We start from the raw sequence: 18,445 nt of genomic DNA, 5'->3' as shown, positions 1-18,445 counted from the left end.
ATATGCCTGATCTTCTGATCGAACTTTTCTCTGAAGAAATCCCCGCCCGCATGCAGGCGCGCGCCGCCGAGGCGCTGCGCAGCCGCATGACCGACGGGCTGGTCGAGGCCGGTCTGACCTATGCGGGCGCGCTGGCCTTTTCGACGCCGCGCCGGCTTACGCTGGCGGTGGAGGGGTTGCTTGGCGAAAGCCCGACCACGCGCGAAGAACGCAAGGGGCCGCGGGTGGATGCGCCCGACAAGGCGATCGAGGGGTTCTTGCGCGGCGCGGGGGTGTCGCGCGACGATCTGGACACCCGCGACGACAAGAAGGGGCAGGTCTATGTGGCCACGATCATAAAGGCCGGGCGGCCCGCGGATGTGATCGTCGCTGAGGTGCTCGAGGCGGTGATCCGCGATTTCCCCTGGCCCAAGTCGATGCGTTGGGGGGCGGGCAGCCTGCGATGGGTGCGCCCGCTGCATTCGATCCTCTGCATCCTGAGCGACGAAAGCGGCGAGGCGCGTGTGGTCGATCTGGAGATCGACGGGATCCGCGCGGGCGACAGCACCGAAGGTCATCGCTTCATGGGCAAGGGCCGGTTTTCCGTCACCTCCTTCGAGGATTACGAAGCGAAGCTCAGGCGCGCCCACGTCATCCTGGACGCAGGGGCGCGCGCCGATCACATCTGGCAGGACGCGACCAATCAGGCCTTTGCGGCGGGGATGGAAGTTGTTGAAGATCAAGGGCTTCTGGGCGAAGTCGCAGGGCTGGTGGAATGGCCCGTGGTATTGATGGGGCAGATCGACGATGATTTCCTGAGCCTGCCCGCAGAGGTTCTTCAGACCTCGATGAAGGAACATCAGAAGTTCTTTTCGGTGCGCAACCCCAAGACCGGGCGGATCGAACGTTTTGTCACGGTCGCGAATATCGAGACCGAAGACCACGGCGCGACCATTCTGGCGGGCAATCAGAAGGTTCTGTCGGCGCGGCTTTCGGATGCAAAGTTCTTTTGGGAGAATGACTTGCGCATTGCGCGCGCCGGAATGGACGCCTGGATCGAGCATCTGGGGCATGTGACCTTCGAGCGCCAGCTGGGGACGCAGGCGGCGCGGATCGCGCGGATTGGTGCGCTGGCGGGCGAGGTGGCGCCGGAGCTGGGTGCGGATGCCGGTCTGGCGGCGCAGGCGGCGCATGTGGCGAAGGCCGATCTGAGCTCGGAAATGGTCTATGAATTCCCTGAATTACAAGGGCTTATGGGGCGTTATTATGCCGAGGCCGCGGGTCTTCCACCCGAGGTCGCGGCCGCCTGCGAAGAACATTACGCGCCGCTTGGACCTTCGGATGATGTGCCCGGCGCGCCGGTGTCGGCGGCGGTGGCGCTGGCGGACAAGCTGGATACGTTGACCGGGTTCTGGGCGATCGACGAGAAACCGACCGGATCGAAGGACCCGTTTGCGCTGCGGCGCGCGGCACTGGGCATCATCCGCATCGTGCTGGATGGCGGATACCGGATCAAGCTGGACAGATATATTGATGCGCAGCTTCTGAGACACAAGATAAGCCTTCATCGTGCCCGTGCGAGCGAAGGCGAGATCGACACGATGGAAGAGATCCTGGACGAAATCGCGAAGCATGGCGTGTTCGGGGCGGCGTATCATGCGGTGATGAACCAGCTTCATGGCAAGGACGGGTCACCGGACACGAGCGAGGGCAGCCTGTTGCGCAGTGTGGGTGGGCTGATGCCGGATCTGAGCACGGACCTCCTGGCCTTTTTCCATGATCGCCTGAAAGTTTATTTGCGTGATCAAGGGCTTAGGCATGACGTGATCGACGCCTGCCTGACCCTGGACGGGGGCGATGACCTGACGCTGATCGTGGCGCGGGCGCGGGCGTTGGGGGATATTCTGGCGACCGAGGACGGGGAAAACCTGGTGCAGGGGTTCAAGCGGGCCAACAATATCCTGAGCCAGGCTGAGGAACGCGACGGCGTGGAATATTCCTTCGGACCGGATCCGAAATTCGCGGAAGTCACTGAAGAAAAAGACCTTTTCAAGGCCCTCGATGAAGCCGAAAAAGAGATCGCCAAGGCCAATGCGGCGGAGGATTTCGTCGGGGCGATGGCGGCGATGGCGGCGTTGCGGGCACCGATCGACGCATTCTTCGAGGCGGTGCAGGTCAATAGCGACAATGATGTCCTGCGCCGTAACAGGTTGAACCTGCTTGGAAAAATCCGTGACATCTGCCTTCAGGCCGCCGATCTGACGCGGCTCGAGGGCTGAGCGCGCCGCCAGCGCGGGCGACAGGCGGATATTTGGTACGAAACGTCCGTTTTGTACGCCGGTTCTGTACCGGATTCGCCGCGCGCGCGGTGGTTTATGTACAAAACCGCCTGTCGGGGCGATTCCGCTGCCGGACAGGGCGGCCGCCGGGGCGCGACGGGAATCTTTTCGGGCTCCCCCTTGCCATGCCACGGATCGCGCGTATTCTGCGCCAATTCAGCAAAGGTGCCGCAGTGCAGCAAAGCGATCCAGATATCACCCTGATCACGGACTCGGCGCCCATGGCGGCCAGCACCCATGGCGGGCGCGCGAAATGTCTTCAGCGGCTGGTGCGGCTGAACATGCCGGTGCCGCGCACGATCGCGTTGTCGTTCGACGCGGTGCATGGAATCGCCGCCGGCGAGATGCCCGACATGGACGCGCTGCTGGCGCCGTTCGATTCCGAGGCGCTGCTTTGCGTGCGCCCCTCGTCGGAGGACCCCGATTGGGGCGGGCCGGGGGCGGTGCTGAATATCGGGATGAATGACGGCAAGTTCGTGCAGTTGAGCGACCGGCTGGGCAAGCTGGCGGCATCGGAACTTTATCTGCGCTTCGTGCAATCCTATGCGATTCATGTGGCGCGGCTTGACCCGGATATCTTCGACGAGGTGTCGAGTGATCCGGTGATCGGGCTGGGCCAGGCGCTGCGCGCCTATGAGGAGGAGACCGAGGAGGATTTCCCCCAGAAGACGGCGGTGCAGCTGGCCGAGGTGCTGCGCTCGATGGCGCGCGCCTGGGAGGGCACGACGGCGCGGCTGTTGCGGCAGGCCAAGGGTGCGCCCGCCGATGCGGGGCTGGGCCTTGTGGTGCAGGAGATGGCGTTTGGTCTTGGGGAAGGGGAACGCGGCTCGGGGGTGATGCAACTGGTGGACAGCCAGACCGGTGCGCGCCAGATCACCGGACGCTACCTGAGCCAGAGCCAGGGGCGCGAGGCGCTGAGCGGGGGCGCGGGTGCGCTGTTTCTTGAGCGCGATCCGCGCGGGCCGTCTTTGGAGGAGCTGGCGCCGGAGGCCTTCGCAACGCTGAAATCCTGCACTGAACTCATGCGCGGCAAGCTGCGCGAGGAAATGCAGGTGGAGTTCACCATCGAGAATGGCGAGGTCTATGTGCTGGACGGGGTGCGCGTGGCGCGCAATGCGCGCGCGGCGGTGGCGATCGCGGTGGCGCTGGCCGAGGACGGGATCATTGCGCGCGAAGAGGCATTGATGCGCATCGAGCCGCGCGCATTGAATGAATTGCTGCACCGCCAGGTCGACCCGGAGGCGGCACGCGACGTGCTGACGCGGGGCGTGGCGGCCAGCCCCGGTGCCGCGAGCGGGCGGATCGTCTTTACCGCCGAGGCGGCGCAGGCAGCGGCGGCGAAGGGCGAGGCGGTGGTGCTGGTGCGCCGGGAAACCAGCCCCGAGGATATACGCGGCATGCATGCGGCGGTGGCGGTGCTGACCGAGCGCGGCGGCATGACCAGCCATGCGGCGGTGATCGGGCGCGGTATCGGCCTGCCTTGCGTGGTGGGGGCGTCGCAGATCGGTCTCGATCCGGTGCGCAAGCAACTCAATCTGCCCGGCGGGCGGGTTCTGAAGAAGGGTGACACGGTCACCATAGACGGCACGAATGGCGAGGTTCTGGCGGGGGAGGCGCCGCTTTTGGAGGCGGCGCGCGACGAATCCTTCCAGACGCTGATGACCTGGGCCGATCTGGCGCGCGATATCGCGGTGCGCGCCAATGCCGACACGCCCGCCGATGCCGAGGTTGCCCGGAATTTCCGCGCCCAGGGGATCGGGCTTTGCCGCACCGAGCACATGTTCTTCGAGACCGACCGCCTGACGGTGATGCGCGAGATGATCTTTGCCGATTCCAGCGAGGACCGCGCGGCGGTGCTGGAGCGGCTGTTGCCGATGCAGCGGGCCGATTTCATCGACCTGTTCCGCATCATGCAGGGGCAGCCCGTCTGTATCCGTCTGTTCGATCCGCCATTGCATGAGTTCCTCCCATCGGATCGCAGCGGCATGCGCGAGCTGGCCGAGGCGCTGGACCTGCCCTTGTCGGACGTGACGCGGCGGGTCGAGGCGCTGGGCGAATATAACCCGATGCTGGGGATGCGCGGTGTCAGGCTGGGCATTACGGTGCCCGAGATCTACGACATGCAGGCGCGCGCGATCTTCGAGGCGACGATCGAGGCGAGCCACGAGGGCGCGCCGGTGGTGCCCGAGATCATGATCCCGCTGGTCAGCGCCATGCGCGAGGTCGAGCTGGTCAAGGCCCGTATCGACGCGGCGGCGGCGGCCGTGCGCAGCGAGAGCGGTCAGGATTTCACCTATCGGCTGGGCGTGATGGTGGAAACGCCGCGCGCGGCGCTGAGGGCCGGGGATATCGCGCCGCATGTGTCGTTTCTGAGTTTCGGCACCAATGACCTGACGCAGATGACCTATGGTCTGAGCCGCGACGATGCGGGGCGTTTCATGTCGGCCTATGTGCAGCAGGGCGTTTACCCCGAGGACCCGTTTCACACGCTGGATGTGGACGGGGTGGGGGAACTGTTGCGTATCGGTGCCGAGAGGGGGCGCGCCGCCAAGCCCGAACTGGTGCTGTCGATCTGTGGCGAACATGGCGGCAACCCCGAATCAATCGCCTTCTGCCGGGCGGCGGGATTCGACTATGTTTCCTGTTCGCCCTTCCGTGTGCCGGTGGCGCGACTGGCTGCCGCACAACTGGCCGTGAAGGACAAGACCGGGTAGGGCGCAGGGCGCGCCTGCGCAACATATGCGACCGCGCAACGCGCGCTATCGGCGGGAATCCGGTCGTTTTCCGTCCTTTAATGTCGTGGACTGGACGTTCCCGGCGAATTTGACTATGTGCCCCGGATAGTTTTGCGGCCGACTGGGGGCCGCGCTGGGGGATTAAGAATGTTCAGACTGATTGTGATGTGCTGCATGGCGCTCGGCACGGCCGCTGCCGCGGACACGCCCGTGAAGCGCCTTTTCGAACAGGAACGGCTGGCACTGGGCCAGATTTCAGGCGAGCGGCGGGCGAGCTACCTCTCGCAGCCGGAAACGGATGTGGAATATTCGCGCGACTGGCTTGCGCAGGTCGATGCCGTCAAGGGTGGCGAGGAGTGGCAGTGCCTGGCCGAGGCGCTTTACTTCGAGGCGCGCGGCGAAAGCGTGCGCGGGCAGTTCGCCGTGGCCGAGGTGATCATGAACCGGGTCGACAGTGCCGAGTTCCCGGATTCGATCTGTGGCGTCGTGCATCAGGGCACCGGGCGCAAGTTCGCCTGCCAGTTCACCTATACCTGCGATGGCCATGAGGAGGTGATCGCCGAGAAGGGGGCCTATCGCGAGGTGGGCAAGGTTGCCGGGCTGATGGTGGATGGCGCGCCGCGCCGTCTGACCGATGGCGCCACACATTACCACACACGGGCGGTCAATCCGCGCTGGGCGCGGGCCTTTCCGCGCACCGCGACGATCGGTGTGCATCATTTCTACCGGATGCCGACGCGGCTGTCCTCGAACTGAGCGCGGGGGCCGGAAAAACCGGTTGACTCGGGCGCGCGCGCCTTTAAAAGGCAGGCTTCATGACGAATTTCACGGGCGCGCAGCGCGTCCGGTGCAGGAGAGAGCAAAATGGCGAAGCCGACGACCATCAAGATCCGTCTGAACTCGACCGCAGGCACGGGCCATTTCTACGTGACCAAGAAGAACGCGCGCACCATGACCGAGAAGATGGTGGTGCGCAAATACGACCCGGTAGCGCGCAAGCATGTCGAGTACAAGGAAGGCAAGATCAAGTAGGATCAAGCCGACCGCAGGTTATCGGAAAGCCGCGCCGTCAGGGCGCGGCTTTCTTGATTCCGGGGGTGTTTTCGGGGCAAGGCCGGGGGGCCGGCCCCCCGGACCCCCCGAGGTATTTGAAGCCAGATGAAGGGCGGGGCGGGCCATGAAAAAGGGCCGGTCGCTGTGACCGGCCCCTGATGATGGCATGGTATGAGCGCGGGTTTACTCGCGCTGACCGAGGAGATTCAGCAGCATGATGAACATGTTGATGAAGTCGAGATAGAGACGCAGCGCGCCCATGATCGCGGATTTTCCGAGCCATTCGCTGTCGCCATGCTGGGCATGGGCGAGATACTCGTTCTTGATATCCTGCGTGTCGTAGGCGGTGAGGCCTGCGAAGATCAGCACACCGATGATCGAGATCGCGAACATGATCGCCGGCGAGCCGAGGAAGATGTTGACGATCGAGGCCACGATCAGGCCGATCAGTCCCATGATGAGGAAGCTGCCCCAGCCGGAGATGTCCTTTTTCGTGGTGTAGCCCCAGAGCGACAGGCCCGCGAAGGCGATTGCCGTGATCAGGAAGACCTGAGCGATCGAGTAGTCGGTGAAGACCACGAAGATATAGCTGATGGACACGCCCATCACCGCCGCGAAGGCGTAGAAGAAGAGCTGCGCGGCCGCCGCCGACATCTTGTTGATCATCGCGCTGAAGGCGAAGACCATGATCAGCGGGGCGAACATCACGATCCAGCGGGTGATCCCGGTGAACAGCGTCTCGAAGAGCGCGGCGTTCGTGCCCACGGCCCAGGCCGCGGCGAATGTCAGCAACATGCCCACGGACATGGTGCCGTAAACCTTGTTCATGTGGGCGCGAAGCCCCGCGTCAATCTGGGCGGAACGGGCGCCAGCCCCCGTCCGGATTGTGTCAAACTCTGCCATTAATACCTCCGACATGTGAAGCTGAAAGCCCCGTCGCGGGGCTTTGCAGGTAATATCGGTGAGGGCAGGGCTTTTTTCAAGCTTTACCGGAGCGAAGATGACGGATTGACTCAGTTTTGATGCCAATGCCGCGGGACGTCCCAGAGCGGGCGGCGGGACTCGGCCCCGGCGCTGTGCGGGTCGAGGCCGATATCCCTGAGCGCGGCGGCGTCGAGGCGCGCCAGCTGACGGCGCTGGCGATGGAGCGCAAGAAGGTCGCGCAGCGAGGGTGCCTGGCTGCGGGTATGGGGTGCGGTGAGGCGGGACAGCGAGAGAAATGCCATGGGTTTGTCCTTTCATGTTCGTGATGGAATTGCGCGTTCATATTTTACATGTTGATAAATGCAGGAGGATTTGGCATTTTGAAAACGAATGTTTGTTGCCAGCTCCATCAAGAAAGGTGATGCTATGCGCAATCTGGACATGACGACCCTGCGCTCCTTCGTGGCGGTGGCCGATTGCGGTGGTGTCACCCGCGCGGCGGGCATGCTGCATCTGACGCAATCGGCGGTGTCGATGCAGATCAAGCGGCTTGAGGATCTGCTGGGCCTGACCTTGCTGGACCGCAGCAACCGCGCCATTGCGCTGACGGCGGCGGGCGAGCAATTGCTGGGCTATGCGCGCCGGATCCTGGAGATGAACGACGAGGTGGTGGGACGCCTGACCGAGGAAAGCTACGAGGGTGAGATTGTCATCGGGGTGCCGCATGACGTGGTCTATCCGGTGGTGCCAAGGGTGCTCAAGACCTTCAACGCGGCCTTCCCGCGGGTGAAGGTGCATCTCAAGTCGTCAAGCACGGTGGCGCTGCGGGCGGCATTGCAGAAGGGCGAGGCGGATCTGATCGTGACCACCGAGGAGGGCGTCGGCGCGGGGGGCGAGACCCTGACCGAGATGCCCTTGCGCTGGGTCGGCGCGCGCGACGGGCTGGCCTGGAAGAAGCGGCCCTTGCGGCTGGCCTTTTGCACCTATTGCATCTTTCGCCCGATCGTCCTGCGGCGGTTGGAAGAGGCCGGTATCGACTGGGAAATGGCGGTGGAATCGACCGAGGAGCGCACCATCGAGGCGCTGACCAGCGCCGATCTGGCGGTTGGCGCCTTGCTGGAGGACAGCATCCCGCCGCATCTGGAGGCGATCGCGCCGGGGGGCGCGCTGCCCGATCTGGGGGTGCAGAAGATCAATCTTTACATGCGGGGCGGGCGTGACGAGCTGCTTGAGCAGATGGCGGGGCTGCTGCGCCAGGGTTACGGCGCGCTGCGCCCGTCGCTGGCGGTGAATATCAACGCGGCGTGACCACCACCTTGCCGGTCGATTTGCGCTGGCGCAGAAGATCGAGCCCCTCGGCGGCGCGATCGAGCGGCAGCACATGGCTGACATGCGGCTTGATGCGCCCGGCTTCGTACCAGCGCAGCAATTGCGCCATGCTGCCGGTGACGACCGAGGGGCGGAATTTCAGGTAGCCGCCCCAGTAGAGTCCCATCACGCTCAGATTCTTGACCAGAAGGTGATTGGCCTTGATCAGGGGCACCGTGCCGCTGGCAAAGCCGATGGTGAGGATGCGCCCCTCGGGGTTGCAGGCGCGAAAGGCGGCGTCGAACTGATCGCCGCCGACCGGGTCATAGACAACATCGACCCCGCCTAGGTCCTTGCAGGCGGCGCGGATATCGTCGGTTCGGGCGTCGATCAGGTGATCGGCCCCGGCCTGGCGGGCGATCTCGAGCTTGTCGGCGCCGCGCGCGCAGGCGATCACCCGTGCGCCCATCAGCTTGCCGATCTCGACGGCGGTCAGGCCGACGCCCCCCGCCGCGCCCAGCACCAGCAGGGTTTCGCCCGGTTGCAGGCGGGCCTTGTGATCGAGCGCCACATGGCTGGTGCCATAGGCGATCTGGAAGGCGGCGGCGTCGATGTCGCTCATGGAGTCGGGCAGGAGAACGGCGCGGTCGGCGGGAAAGCAGCCCTGTTCAGCCAGACCGCCCTGACCGGCGAAAACCGCGACGCGGCTGCCGATGGCGGGGCGCGGAGTGTCGGTATCGCGGGGCGTGTCAAGGGGTGCGCCGAGCGCCTCGACGGTGCCCGCCACTTCCATGCCCAGGGTAAAGGGGGCAGGTGGGGTATCCTGGTAATCGCCGCTGATCATCAGCAGGTCGGCGAAATTCAGCCCACAGGCACCGATGCGCAAGCACAGCTCGCCGGGGGCGGGAACGGGCGCGGGAAGATCGCGTATAGCAGGGGCCGCACCGGGCGAATCAATGTGAAAAGCACGCATGTCTGCATGATGCAGCTTGATCCACCGCCCGCAAGCCCCTGTTTGCACAGGAGGAAACTGTGACGGCTTGTCAAGGTGCCAGCAGAGGTTGTATAGATAAGCTCTCGATCCGGGCAATCGCTACGATTGAGCGTGGAGGGTCAGGGTCACGTATTGGATTAGTGTTCTATCTTGTGTTTTCCCTTGACGATGCTACCTTTGAAACGCGCTGCATGGGATGCACGGCGTTCGTTAAAAATTATTTTTGGTTCCATACGAGGCCATCCGCATACGGGTTTCTCCGGGACCGATGATCAGGGAAGGAATATATGATGCCGCACCCCGTTGATGTGCATGTCGGCAAGCGTATACGTCATCGCCGTTGGCTGGTCGGAATGACCCAGCAACAGCTTGCCGAAAGCGTTGGAATCAAGTTCCAGCAGATTCAGAAATACGAAACCGGGGCGAACCGGGTCAGTGCTTCGCGGCTCTGGGACATCGCCGATGCGCTGGGAGTCGAGGTCAGCTTCTTCTTCGAGGGCCTTGAAAGCGAGAACAGTCCGCGCCAGGGCAGCGACAAGGTGCCCGCCGATCTTCTGGGGGACAAGGAAGCGCTGGATCTGGTGCGCTCCTATTACGCGATCCCCGAGAACCAGCGCCGCCGCCTGTTCGATCTGGCAAGGGTTCTGAGCGACGTGGCTTGAGCCTGACCGCCGGGCGGTCTACCCATGGCGCTGTATGCGGCATGGGAAGGCGGCCCGGAAGATGGATCATGACAATATCATAGCCACGGCCCACGCGATGGCGGATGCCGCGCGGGCCGCGGTCCTGCCGTATTTCCGCTCGGGATCGCTGATGGCCGAGAACAAGGCCGCGGCGGGTTTCGACCCGGTGACCGCAGCCGATCGCGCCGGGGAGCGCGCGATCCTCGACATCCTCGAGGCCGAGCGCCCGCAGGATGCATTCATCGGCGAGGAATTCGGCATGCGGGCGGGGCAAAGCGGTCTCACATGGGTGGTGGATCCGGTGGATGGCACGCGCGGGTTCCTGTCGGGCACGCCCACCTGGGGCGTGCTGATCGCGCTCAGCGATGCCAACGGCCCGCTTTACGGGCTGATCGACCAACCCTATATCGGCGAGCGTTTCGAGGGCGGATTCGGCCATGCGCGCATGGCAGGGCCGCAGGGCGCGCGCGCGCTCAAGGTGCGCGGCGAGCGGCCCTTGTCGGAGTCGATCCTGTTCACGACCTTTCCCGAGGTGGGATCGGATGGCGAGGGTGCGGCGTTCCGCCGGGTCGCGGATGCGGTGCGGCTGGTGCGCTACGGGATGGATTGCTATGCCTATGCGCTGTTGGCGGCGGGGCAGATCGACCTGGTGGTCGAGGCGGGTCTCAATTCATATGACATCCAGGCACCGATCGCGGTGATCGAGGCGGCGGGCGGGATCGTGACCGACTGGCGCGGCGGTCCGGCGCATGAGGGGGGCCGGGTGCTGGCCGCCGCGGGGCGCGCACAGCACGAGGCGGCGATGGCGTTGCTGGCGGATACGTGAGCGGTGTTTGGGTAGGGAAAGGGGACGCCATGCGATATCTGCTGATCGCGCTGACCTGCATGATGATGACCGGGGCGGCCCATGCGCAGATGGCTGATCTGAGCATGGCCGCGCAAGGCTGGATCAATGGCGCGCGGGCCGAGGCGGGGGCCGGTGCGGTGACGCCTTCGGCGCAGCTGAAAATGGCCGCGGAGGCGCATGCGCGGGACCTGGCGGCGAGCGGCGCCTTCAGCCATCAGGGATCGGATGGCGGCCAGGTCGGCACGCGGGTGCGCCGGGCCGGATACAACTACTGCTTTGTTGCCGAGAACCTGGCCAGGGGGCAGGGCAGTCTTGAGGCGGTGCTGAAGGGCTGGATGGGATCGAAGGGACACCGGCGCAACATGCTGTCGCGCGAGGCGCGGGAGTTCGCGCTGGTGCGCGGGCCGGGGAACCTGTGGGTGATGGTTCTGGGGCGCGCGGGCTGCTGAGGGGGTTGGGGGCGCTGCCCCCGTCGCCGCGAGCGGCGACTCCCCCGGAGTATTTCGTGAACAGTGAAAGCCGCGGGCGCTCAGGCCGCCAGGGCGGTGTTCAGGTGTTCGCCGGCGACGAGGACGGCGCGGATGGCGCGGTCGTCGCCCATCATGATGAATGTCCGATTGAAAAATCCTTTAAAATTAACAGTCCTGAGCGGTTTTTGCTTTATGTGGCACAGGTGGAGCACAGTTCATGTACCGACGGTGACATGGCTCGGGATTTCCGTATCACTCTGGCGCCGAAGGCCATGGTTCAGACCTGCATCGTGCATCTGGTGCGCCATTCACTAAATTTTTGTTCCTGGAAGGACCGCAAGATCGTGGCGGCCGACTTGCGCCGGATTTACAGCGCCCCGAGCGCCGAGATGGCCGAGGCCGAGTTGGATGCTTTCGAGGAGAAATGGGCCGGGAAATATGCCTCCATCGCCCCGGCCTGGCGCAGGGCATGGCAGGATGTGATCCCATTCTTTGGATTCGATCCGGCGATCCGCAAGATCATCTACAGGACGAATGCCATAGAAAGTCTGAACCGGGTGATCCGCAAATCGATCAAGACGCGCGGTTCCTTCCCGACCGATGAGGCTGCAACCAAGCTGATCTATCTCGCAATCCGCAAGTTCGAAAAGGATGGCAGAAATGTTCGGGAATGGTTTGCAGCCCGCAACCAGTTCGCCATAATGTTCGGCGAGCGCTTCGACGCTTGAGTATCTGAAACCGAATGGACCGGGCCAGATACACAGAGTTCATGACACTCCCACATCTCGTCGAGATGCCAGCGCCATCGCCTGGATTTCATTCCGGACACGCGGCGCTTCTTGATCTCCGCCGCGAAGAGGGGGCCGCACAGGTGCCACCAATACCGCACGGCTTCGTGGCTGATATCAATGCCTCGATCGTGAAGCAGGTTCTCGACGTTCCGCAGTGAAAGCGGAAACCGGACATGCAGTGAAAGCGGAAACCGGACATACAGCATAACAGCTAGGCGGATGATTTTCCGGCTGGTTTTGTAGTATTTGAATGGATCGCGTTTTACCATGAGGGCAGGGTAGGGCGCGGCACAGTCCGCCACAAGGCAAGTTGTTCTGACATGACCGGCAGCGGAAACCTATCTCAACTTAGGTTGCTCTGACACTGCCCACACTGGGGCTAAACACTTAGAAAAAGAGAAGCTGTTCGATTTCATGCGCCGCTTCGGTCAGCCTGACTTTCGCAAGGTTTATCTCCGTGTCTCCAAAGCGCGACAGGGGTGCGTGAACCGCTAGACCTGCGATGACGTCGCCCTGAGGATTGCAGATCGGCACCGCAACACCGGCCAACCCCAACATCGATTCCTCGAAGTTGACCGACACTCTGTCCTCTCTGATCTGTTCAAGCTTTTTACGTAACTCGTCACCCTTCAGCGTGCTCGGGGTCAACTGCTCCACGGTATCGAGATCAACCAGCATTTCACGTTTCGCCTCAGGAATGAAGGCGAGCAGCAGTTTACCAACTGCAGTGGCGTGAAGTGGCACACGAGAGCCCGAGCGTAGAAACAGCCTCAAAGGCTTATCGCATTCAATGCGTTCAATATAAAGAACACGGTTTCCGTCGATTACGCCCAAATTACAAGTCTCGCCCAAGTCGTCCACCAGACGCCGCATAACATCTCGCGCAGACCCGGATTGAATCGATTGACGCATAGTGTCCAGCGAGATCCGCACAAATCTTTCACCAACCAAGTAAGTCTTCCCGCCTGCCGTCCTCGTGACTATGCCAGCGTTCTCTAGCTGCGTTAACATTCGGTGAATTGACGATTTAGGTAGTCCAAGTCGAGCAGAAAAATCATTCAGCGCCAGCGGATCATCCGCCTCGATCAAATGCTCAATAATAGCGAATGCCTTTCTTATGGCACTGGAAGACTTACGGTCCGTCATATTCTCACTATCATCTGCAAAAGTCGCCCACATCGCTCCCAGACGGGAACAATAAAGTGGGAGTGGTACCATTGCAATTTTAATTTCCGGAGCCTCGACTTCCTCTTCTGATGACAGAATCTGGTTGGAGAGTTTCGACCTCGGTGTAGGTTCGGATGCATTGCTTCATCTTCTCGGACAAGGCGTTGAACGGCCAACGCTGCTGCCAAACGGCAAGCTCCAGAATTGTTTTGTACGCCGTTCCGGCATGGCGAAAACTGTGCGTCGCAGCCGGAAAGTTGTACTTACGGTATGAATTAAAAAACGGAATGTTTCATTCATTTTTATTGAAATGATGTTTGATCTTGGGCACCATTCGGTATCCGCACTGCATCGAATCGCGGTGCCCGCCTTTGGATATCCTTTAGGCGGGGGCATCGAACAACCGAACGTCGCGGGCGAAAATGAAAGGGAGGAAAAAACAATGATCTCACTTAAAACAAAACTGGTTGCTTTATCGGCAACCGCTTTGTTTGCCACCACGGCAGCAGCCGAGATGCCGAAAACATCAGACGGGTTTCCCGAGCGGCCGATAACAATGATCGTACCTTTCGGCGCGGGTGGCGGCTCTGACCAAGTGGCGCGTGCCATGGCCGCGGCTATCGAAAGTGTCAGTGACGCCTCAGTCATGGTTGTGAACAAGCCTGGTGGCGGCGGCCTTTCCGCCGTTCCCGATTTCATGTCGGCCCCTAGTGATGGATACACGGTCTTCATGCATCTTGACATGGCGGTTGCATCCCATGCTGCTGGTGATCTCAATTTGAATCCCGGCAAGGATTGGCAACCGCTGGGAATCGCGCAGCTGACATTCAGCCAGCTTTATGTGCGCTCAGATGAAACGCGTTTTTCAAACTGGCAAGAACTTGTCGATTACGCTCAGGAAAACCCCGGTGAAGTCACCTTGGCCAACGTAGGCGCCTCGACCACGATGGAAGGCGTAAACCTACAGCTGTTGGAAGAGAGTGCCGGTATCGATTTCAGGGTGGTAGGATTTGACAAGCCCAGCGAACGGTATGCTTCCCTCGTAGGCGGGCATGTTGATGTCCTGCTGGAACAACCTGGTGATATCCGCCCCTTCCTTGACGGCGGACAGATGAAACCTGTGTTGACGCTTCTGCAGGACCGACCGGCGGCATTCTCGGACGTTCCCAGCTTGGCCGATTTGGGCGCCGACTTCGTCCCTTTGATGCGCTATCGGGGCTTTTTCACTCACCGAGATGCGCCAGAAGAGCGTTTTTCATGGCTCGCCGAGGCGGTTCGCCAAGGGTTTGAAACCGAGGCATTCCAAGAATTCAATAAAAAGAAATTCATGGATGTGGTCGAAAGTTATCGGTCGCCATCTGACGCCGAAACGCTGATTGATGAATCGATCACGACCTACAAAACGGTTTTTCAGAAACTGAATTGAGCATCAGTGCGTGTCCGCGCCTGCGAACTTCCGTGGACACGTACGCTCAATACATGGTGCGCAATTGGGAAGACGAATGGGATATTTACAGAATAACAAACTGACCGTTGAAACGATGGTCTGGATAGTGTTGGCGACTGGCGGTTTCGTCCTGACGTTCGACATGACACAAGAAAGTTCGAATTACAGGTTCGGGGCCGCCGGTTGGCCACGCTTTGTTTGCGTGATGATTTTCCTTGCGGCGATCATACAGTTCTTGGTGCGCACTTGGCATGAGACACATATCACCCAAAATACGACGGACCTGAACGCGCACGAAAGCCATCATGCCGTGCATGACGCTGCCCATGAGGTAAATGAAGCGACCAATGCATCCCACACGCGAGGTCGCATGAAGACCCTTTCGATCTTCCTCGTGCCTCTGGTGTTTGTTTTTTCGCTCAACCATATTGGTTTTTTCGTCGCTACGCCGCTCTTGGTCTGGGCGTTGCTCTTCGCCTTGGGGGAGCGCCGCGCGCTGCCCCTGTTCTTGATCGGTGCCGGCATCAGCGTCGGGGTAATTCTCTTTTTCACCAGCCTATTCTACGTTCCGCTGCCGATCGGAAACATGCCCGGTTTCTACGAATTGAATTCGTGGTTGGTGCAGGCGTTGAGGCTGTAATTCATGGAGAATTTTATCGGTGGCGCGACCGCACTTTTCACGGACCCGACAGGTCTTTTGATTTTCATTGGTGGTTTGCTGGGAGGGATGCTCTTCGGCAGTATTCCAGGCATCAACATGCTGACATTGGGTGCGGTCATCCTGCCTTTCACGGCTGGAATGACGGCCGAGCATGCAATCATGCTTTATTCGGTGATCTACTGTTCCGGTGTTTTCGGTGGGGCGATTACGGCCATTCTCTTCAATATCCCCGGATCGCCGGAAAACGCACCGACCACATTCGACGGATATCCAATGACCCTGAAGGGCGAGGCAAGCCGCGCTATCGGTGCCGCAGTTATCTGCTCGGCCTTGGGGGGCGTTGTTTCCGCTGTGCTCATGATGTCGGCGACGCCTTTGATTGCCGGCATTGCCGTTTCAGCGTTTGGCCCTCCAGAGGTTTTCGCGTTAATTGCTTTCGGTCTTTGTGTCGCCGCCTCTGTCGGCGCCGAAACCCTGTGGAAGGGCACGCTTTCAGTCTTTCTGGGCATGCTGATCGCTACCGTCGGCACCGATCCGGAAAGCGCTGAGGCACGGTTCGCATTCGGATCTTATTACCTGCTGGCCGGGATCGGTTTTGTTCCCTTGATCCTTGGCTTCTTTGCGATCTCGGAAATTTTCGTGCAGGCGGGCCAGATCGTCAGCGGGACACGCGCCAAGATCAGCGCCGAAGTTAAGTTTCCCTCCATTTGGGAGTTCTGGCGCATGCGTTTCACGGTCATCCGGTCCGTGCTCATCGGTTTCTTTGCAGGTGTCTTGCCCGGCATCGGCGCCACCTTGGCCGCGTTCCTGAGCTACGGCGAGGCGATCCGCTGGTCAAAAGACAAGTCCAAGTTCGGCAAGGGCGAAATCAGCGGCGTCGTAGCCTCGGAGACCGCCAATAACTCCGCAACCGGCGCGGCGATGATCCCGCTGCTCGCATTGGGGCTACCCGGTGGGGCCCTCACAGCGATGATGATGGGGGTATTTGAGATCCATGGCATGGAAGTTGGACCGCTCGTATTCATCACCTCTTCGGATCTGATCTGGATCGTTTTTGCGGCCATGTTCTTTGCCAATGTCTGTATTCTCGCGCTTGGCTGGATTCAGACAAAGACTGTCGTGCATCTTTTAAGGATACCGTTCCGCCGCTTGGCGCCGGCCATCCTGCTAATTGCAATAGTAGGGGCCTATGCAGGCCGGAACTCCGTTCTGGATGTCTGGGTCATGTTGATTGCGGGGGGCGCCGGTTTCCTGCTGCGTCGCACGGGGTACTCTGTGGCCGGCATCGTTCTGGGTGTCATCTTGGGGGGGCTCGGAGAATCTGTCTTCGTAAAGACGATGCAGATCGTCAATTACGACCTCATCGCATTGATGCAGCGGCCCATCGTGGCGCTTCTGCTGATCGCGGCCTCTATCACATTGGCCCTGAATATCCTGCGAGAGGTGTCTCCGCCTAAACCAGATTTCGCCGAAAGACAGTCAAAATGATACTGAGATTAGACCAGACTGAAGTTTTTCTGACCCAGATTCCGTTGAAGGTTCCCTATGAACTTTCTTTTGGCCCGGTTCTGCACTTCGACACGATTCTGGTAAGGGTTGTTCTGGACAATGGGGCCGAGGGTTGGGGCGAAGCCACGGTACTGAAAGGCTACACCGACGAGACGCCCGAAAGCGCATGGGACACCGCACAAAGTTTGGCCCCACAAATGCATGGTCAGACGGTTGCCGCGGCCCATACCATCGCGCAGGGAGCCAGCAAAAGCAAACCATTCACCGCAACCGCGTTTCTCACTGCGCTGGAAATGGCCGGGGGCAGTCATTGGCTGAAAAGCGACGAACCGCTATCGATGCCGCTTCTCGCCACGCTAAAGGGGCGCACGAGCGAGACACTCGGGCCGGAGGTGGATGCTCTGCTCGCCAAAGGCTACCAAACCCTGAAGTTCAAGGTCGGGTTCGATTTGAACGGTGATCTTGCCGCGTTGGACGCGTTGCAGGATGTCGTCGCGGGCCGCGCGTGGATTCGCGTCGATGCCAACCAAGGCTACAGCCTCGATGAGGCCCGAACTTTTCTCAGGGAAATGCGGTGCCAGGATATCGAACTTATGGAGCAGCCTTGTCCGGCGAATGATTGGAGCGCCGCAGAAGCTCTCGCACCCGCGGCCAAGGTGCCTTTGATGCTGGATGAGTCCATATACGATGAGGCCGACATTGAACGCGCCGGACGCCTTGGATGCGCCGATTTCATAAAGCTCAAACTGATGAAATTCGGCTCGCTGGACCGTCTCGCAGAGGCGCTGCAGTTGATCGAAAGTCTCGGCATGACCGCAGTGCTTGGGAACGGTGTCGCAGCCGAGCCGGGATGCTGGATGGAGGCGTGCATCGGTGCGCGTCTGGTCCGGACCGCCGGAGAGATGAACGGTTTTCTCAAAACTTCGGAAAAGGTGTTTTCCTCTGCTCTGCGGGTCGAGGCCGGGTCCATCGTGGTGGACCCTCATCTCTCGCTCGCGCCCGATGTAGCCGCATTGCAACGGGTCACTTTCGACCGGATTCGGCTAGGCCCACCCATACCAGGCTGACAATTCAGGAAGGAACTGTAAAATGTCAGAAGTGAACAAAGGCGTGCTCGTCACAGGCGTTATCGGTTCCGATACGCATATCGTTGGCAACCGCATTCTAAGCCGCGCTCTGGAACAAGAAGGGTTCAGAGTGGTCTCGCTTGGCGCGTTGACTCCTGCGGCAGAATTTGTCGAGGCCGCGATAGAGACCAACGCAGACGCGATTCTCGTGTCTTCACTATACGGTCAAGGCGAATTGGATTGTGACGGTTTCCGCGACTTGTGTACCGAGGCGGGGCTGTCAGATATCCTGCTTTATATTGGGGGATATTTGGTCGTGGGTGACCAGCCTTGGGAGGAAGTCCGTATCCGGTTTCGCGATATGGGGTTTGATCGCGCTTTCCCGCCCGGAACGCGCCCTTCCGACGTGACCAACGTGCTGGAACAGGACATCGCGGCGCGCCGCGCAGATGCGAAACAGGGTGCGTGAGG

At 61.1% G+C, this 18,445-nt stretch carries 17 protein-coding genes and 2 pseudogenes; 14 read left to right on the top strand and 5 right to left on the bottom strand.

All coding sequences use genetic code 11. The features are described 5' to 3' along the window. Positions 1-2: 2 nt before the first annotated feature. The 4 genes from glyS (at position 3) to rpmG (ending at position 6,085) form a co-directional block, all read left to right on the top strand. On the top strand, positions 3-2,258 hold the full coding sequence (gene glyS / locus N5A93_RS13950) for a glycine--tRNA ligase subunit beta (protein ID WP_268955714.1): 2,256 nt from the start codon (positions 3-5) through the stop codon (positions 2,256-2,258). A 281-nt stretch (positions 2,259-2,539) separates the two neighbouring features. Next, entirely contained in the window at positions 2,540-5,032 is a 2,493-nt protein-coding gene (locus N5A93_RS13945; RefSeq protein WP_268955713.1) for a putative PEP-binding protein, read from the top strand. A 168-nt stretch (positions 5,033-5,200) separates the two neighbouring features. Continuing rightward, on the top strand, positions 5,201-5,809 hold the full coding sequence (locus tag N5A93_RS13940; RefSeq protein ID WP_268955712.1) for a cell wall hydrolase: 609 nt from the start codon (positions 5,201-5,203) through the stop codon (positions 5,807-5,809). A 108-nt stretch (positions 5,810-5,917) separates the two neighbouring features. Continuing rightward, complete coding sequence (gene rpmG, locus N5A93_RS13935) at positions 5,918-6,085, top strand: 50S ribosomal protein L33 (protein ID WP_039682682.1); 168 nt, start codon at positions 5,918-5,920, stop codon at positions 6,083-6,085. 204 nt (positions 6,086-6,289) lie between these two features. On the opposite strand, the gene N5A93_RS13930 is transcribed toward rpmG, so the two are convergent. Continuing rightward, a complete protein-coding gene (locus tag N5A93_RS13930; protein ID WP_268955711.1) occupies positions 6,290-7,009 on the bottom strand; it encodes a Bax inhibitor-1/YccA family protein in 720 nt (239 codons plus the stop codon). A 110-nt stretch (positions 7,010-7,119) separates the two neighbouring features. Beyond that, complete coding sequence (locus tag N5A93_RS13925) at positions 7,120-7,332, bottom strand: YjiS-like domain-containing protein (protein WP_268955710.1); 213 nt, start codon at positions 7,330-7,332, stop codon at positions 7,120-7,122. A 124-nt stretch (positions 7,333-7,456) separates the two neighbouring features. Here N5A93_RS13925 and N5A93_RS13920 point away from each other — a divergent pair, with 124 nt between their 5' ends. Further along, entirely contained in the window at positions 7,457-8,338 is an 882-nt protein-coding gene (locus tag N5A93_RS13920) for a LysR family transcriptional regulator (RefSeq protein ID WP_268955774.1), read from the top strand. Here N5A93_RS13920 and N5A93_RS13915 read toward each other — a convergent pair. Then, entirely contained in the window at positions 8,325-9,311 is a 987-nt protein-coding gene (locus N5A93_RS13915) for an NADPH:quinone oxidoreductase family protein (protein WP_268955709.1), read from the bottom strand. The genes N5A93_RS13920 and N5A93_RS13915 overlap by 14 nt on opposite strands. A gap of 311 nt (positions 9,312-9,622) precedes the next feature. On the opposite strand from N5A93_RS13915, the gene N5A93_RS13910 reads away from it, so the two are divergent. The 4 genes and pseudogenes from N5A93_RS13910 to N5A93_RS13895 all read left to right on the top strand — a co-directional run. Continuing rightward, positions 9,623-9,994 carry a helix-turn-helix domain-containing protein gene (locus N5A93_RS13910; protein WP_268955708.1) on the top strand — a complete coding sequence of 124 codons (372 nt, stop codon included), beginning with the start codon at positions 9,623-9,625 and terminating at the stop codon, positions 9,992-9,994. A 61-nt stretch (positions 9,995-10,055) separates the two neighbouring features. Further along, on the top strand, positions 10,056-10,841 hold the full coding sequence (locus N5A93_RS13905) for an inositol monophosphatase family protein (RefSeq protein ID WP_268955707.1): 786 nt from the start codon (positions 10,056-10,058) through the stop codon (positions 10,839-10,841). Positions 10,842-10,870: 29 nt separating this feature from the next. Next, positions 10,871-11,311: a CAP domain-containing protein gene (locus N5A93_RS13900; RefSeq protein WP_268955706.1), complete on the top strand. Its 441-nt coding sequence runs from the start codon at positions 10,871-10,873 to the stop codon at positions 11,309-11,311. Between the two features lie 284 nt (positions 11,312-11,595). Further along, positions 11,596-12,060, top strand: a pseudogene (locus tag N5A93_RS13895) (transposase); the annotation flags it as partial. Between the two features lie 50 nt (positions 12,061-12,110). Here N5A93_RS13895 and N5A93_RS13890 read toward each other — a convergent pair. Together N5A93_RS13890 and N5A93_RS13885 are read right to left on the bottom strand one after the other, a co-directional pair. Then, positions 12,111-12,392 (bottom strand): annotated as a pseudogene (locus N5A93_RS13890) (IS6 family transposase); the annotation flags it as partial. Between the two features lie 118 nt (positions 12,393-12,510). Further along, entirely contained in the window at positions 12,511-13,269 is a 759-nt protein-coding gene (locus N5A93_RS13885; protein WP_268955705.1) for an IclR family transcriptional regulator, read from the bottom strand. A gap of 331 nt (positions 13,270-13,600) precedes the next feature. Here N5A93_RS13885 and N5A93_RS13880 point away from each other — a divergent pair, with 331 nt between their 5' ends. From N5A93_RS13880 to glmS, 5 genes are all read left to right on the top strand, one after another. After that, on the top strand, positions 13,601-14,716 hold the full coding sequence (locus N5A93_RS13880) for a tripartite tricarboxylate transporter substrate binding protein (RefSeq protein WP_268955704.1): 1,116 nt from the start codon (positions 13,601-13,603) through the stop codon (positions 14,714-14,716). Positions 14,717-14,792: 76 nt separating this feature from the next. Beyond that, complete coding sequence (locus N5A93_RS13875) at positions 14,793-15,377, top strand: tripartite tricarboxylate transporter TctB family protein (RefSeq protein WP_268955703.1); 585 nt, start codon at positions 14,793-14,795, stop codon at positions 15,375-15,377. Between the two features lie 3 nt (positions 15,378-15,380). Next, on the top strand, positions 15,381-16,886 hold the full coding sequence (locus tag N5A93_RS13870; protein WP_268955702.1) for a tripartite tricarboxylate transporter permease: 1,506 nt from the start codon (positions 15,381-15,383) through the stop codon (positions 16,884-16,886). Further along, the gene (locus N5A93_RS13865; RefSeq protein WP_268955701.1) at positions 16,883-17,974 is read left to right on the top strand and encodes a mandelate racemase/muconate lactonizing enzyme family protein; all 1,092 of its coding nucleotides are present in this window, start codon (positions 16,883-16,885) and stop codon (positions 17,972-17,974) included. Before N5A93_RS13870 ends, N5A93_RS13865 begins: the two co-directional genes overlap by 4 nt. 22 nt (positions 17,975-17,996) lie before the next feature. Further along, the gene (glmS, locus tag N5A93_RS13860; protein WP_268955700.1) at positions 17,997-18,443 is read left to right on the top strand and encodes a methylaspartate mutase subunit S; all 447 of its coding nucleotides are present in this window, start codon (positions 17,997-17,999) and stop codon (positions 18,441-18,443) included. Positions 18,444-18,445 lie beyond the last annotated feature (2 nt).

Origin of the sequence: Roseovarius salincola (assembly GCF_026891095.1) — a bacterium.
In the GTDB taxonomy this organism is placed as follows: Bacteria; Pseudomonadota; Alphaproteobacteria; order Rhodobacterales; family Rhodobacteraceae; genus Roseovarius; species Roseovarius salincola.
The sequence above is the reverse complement of the archived record's forward strand: the minus strand, read 5'-3'. Positions and strand labels throughout refer to the sequence as shown.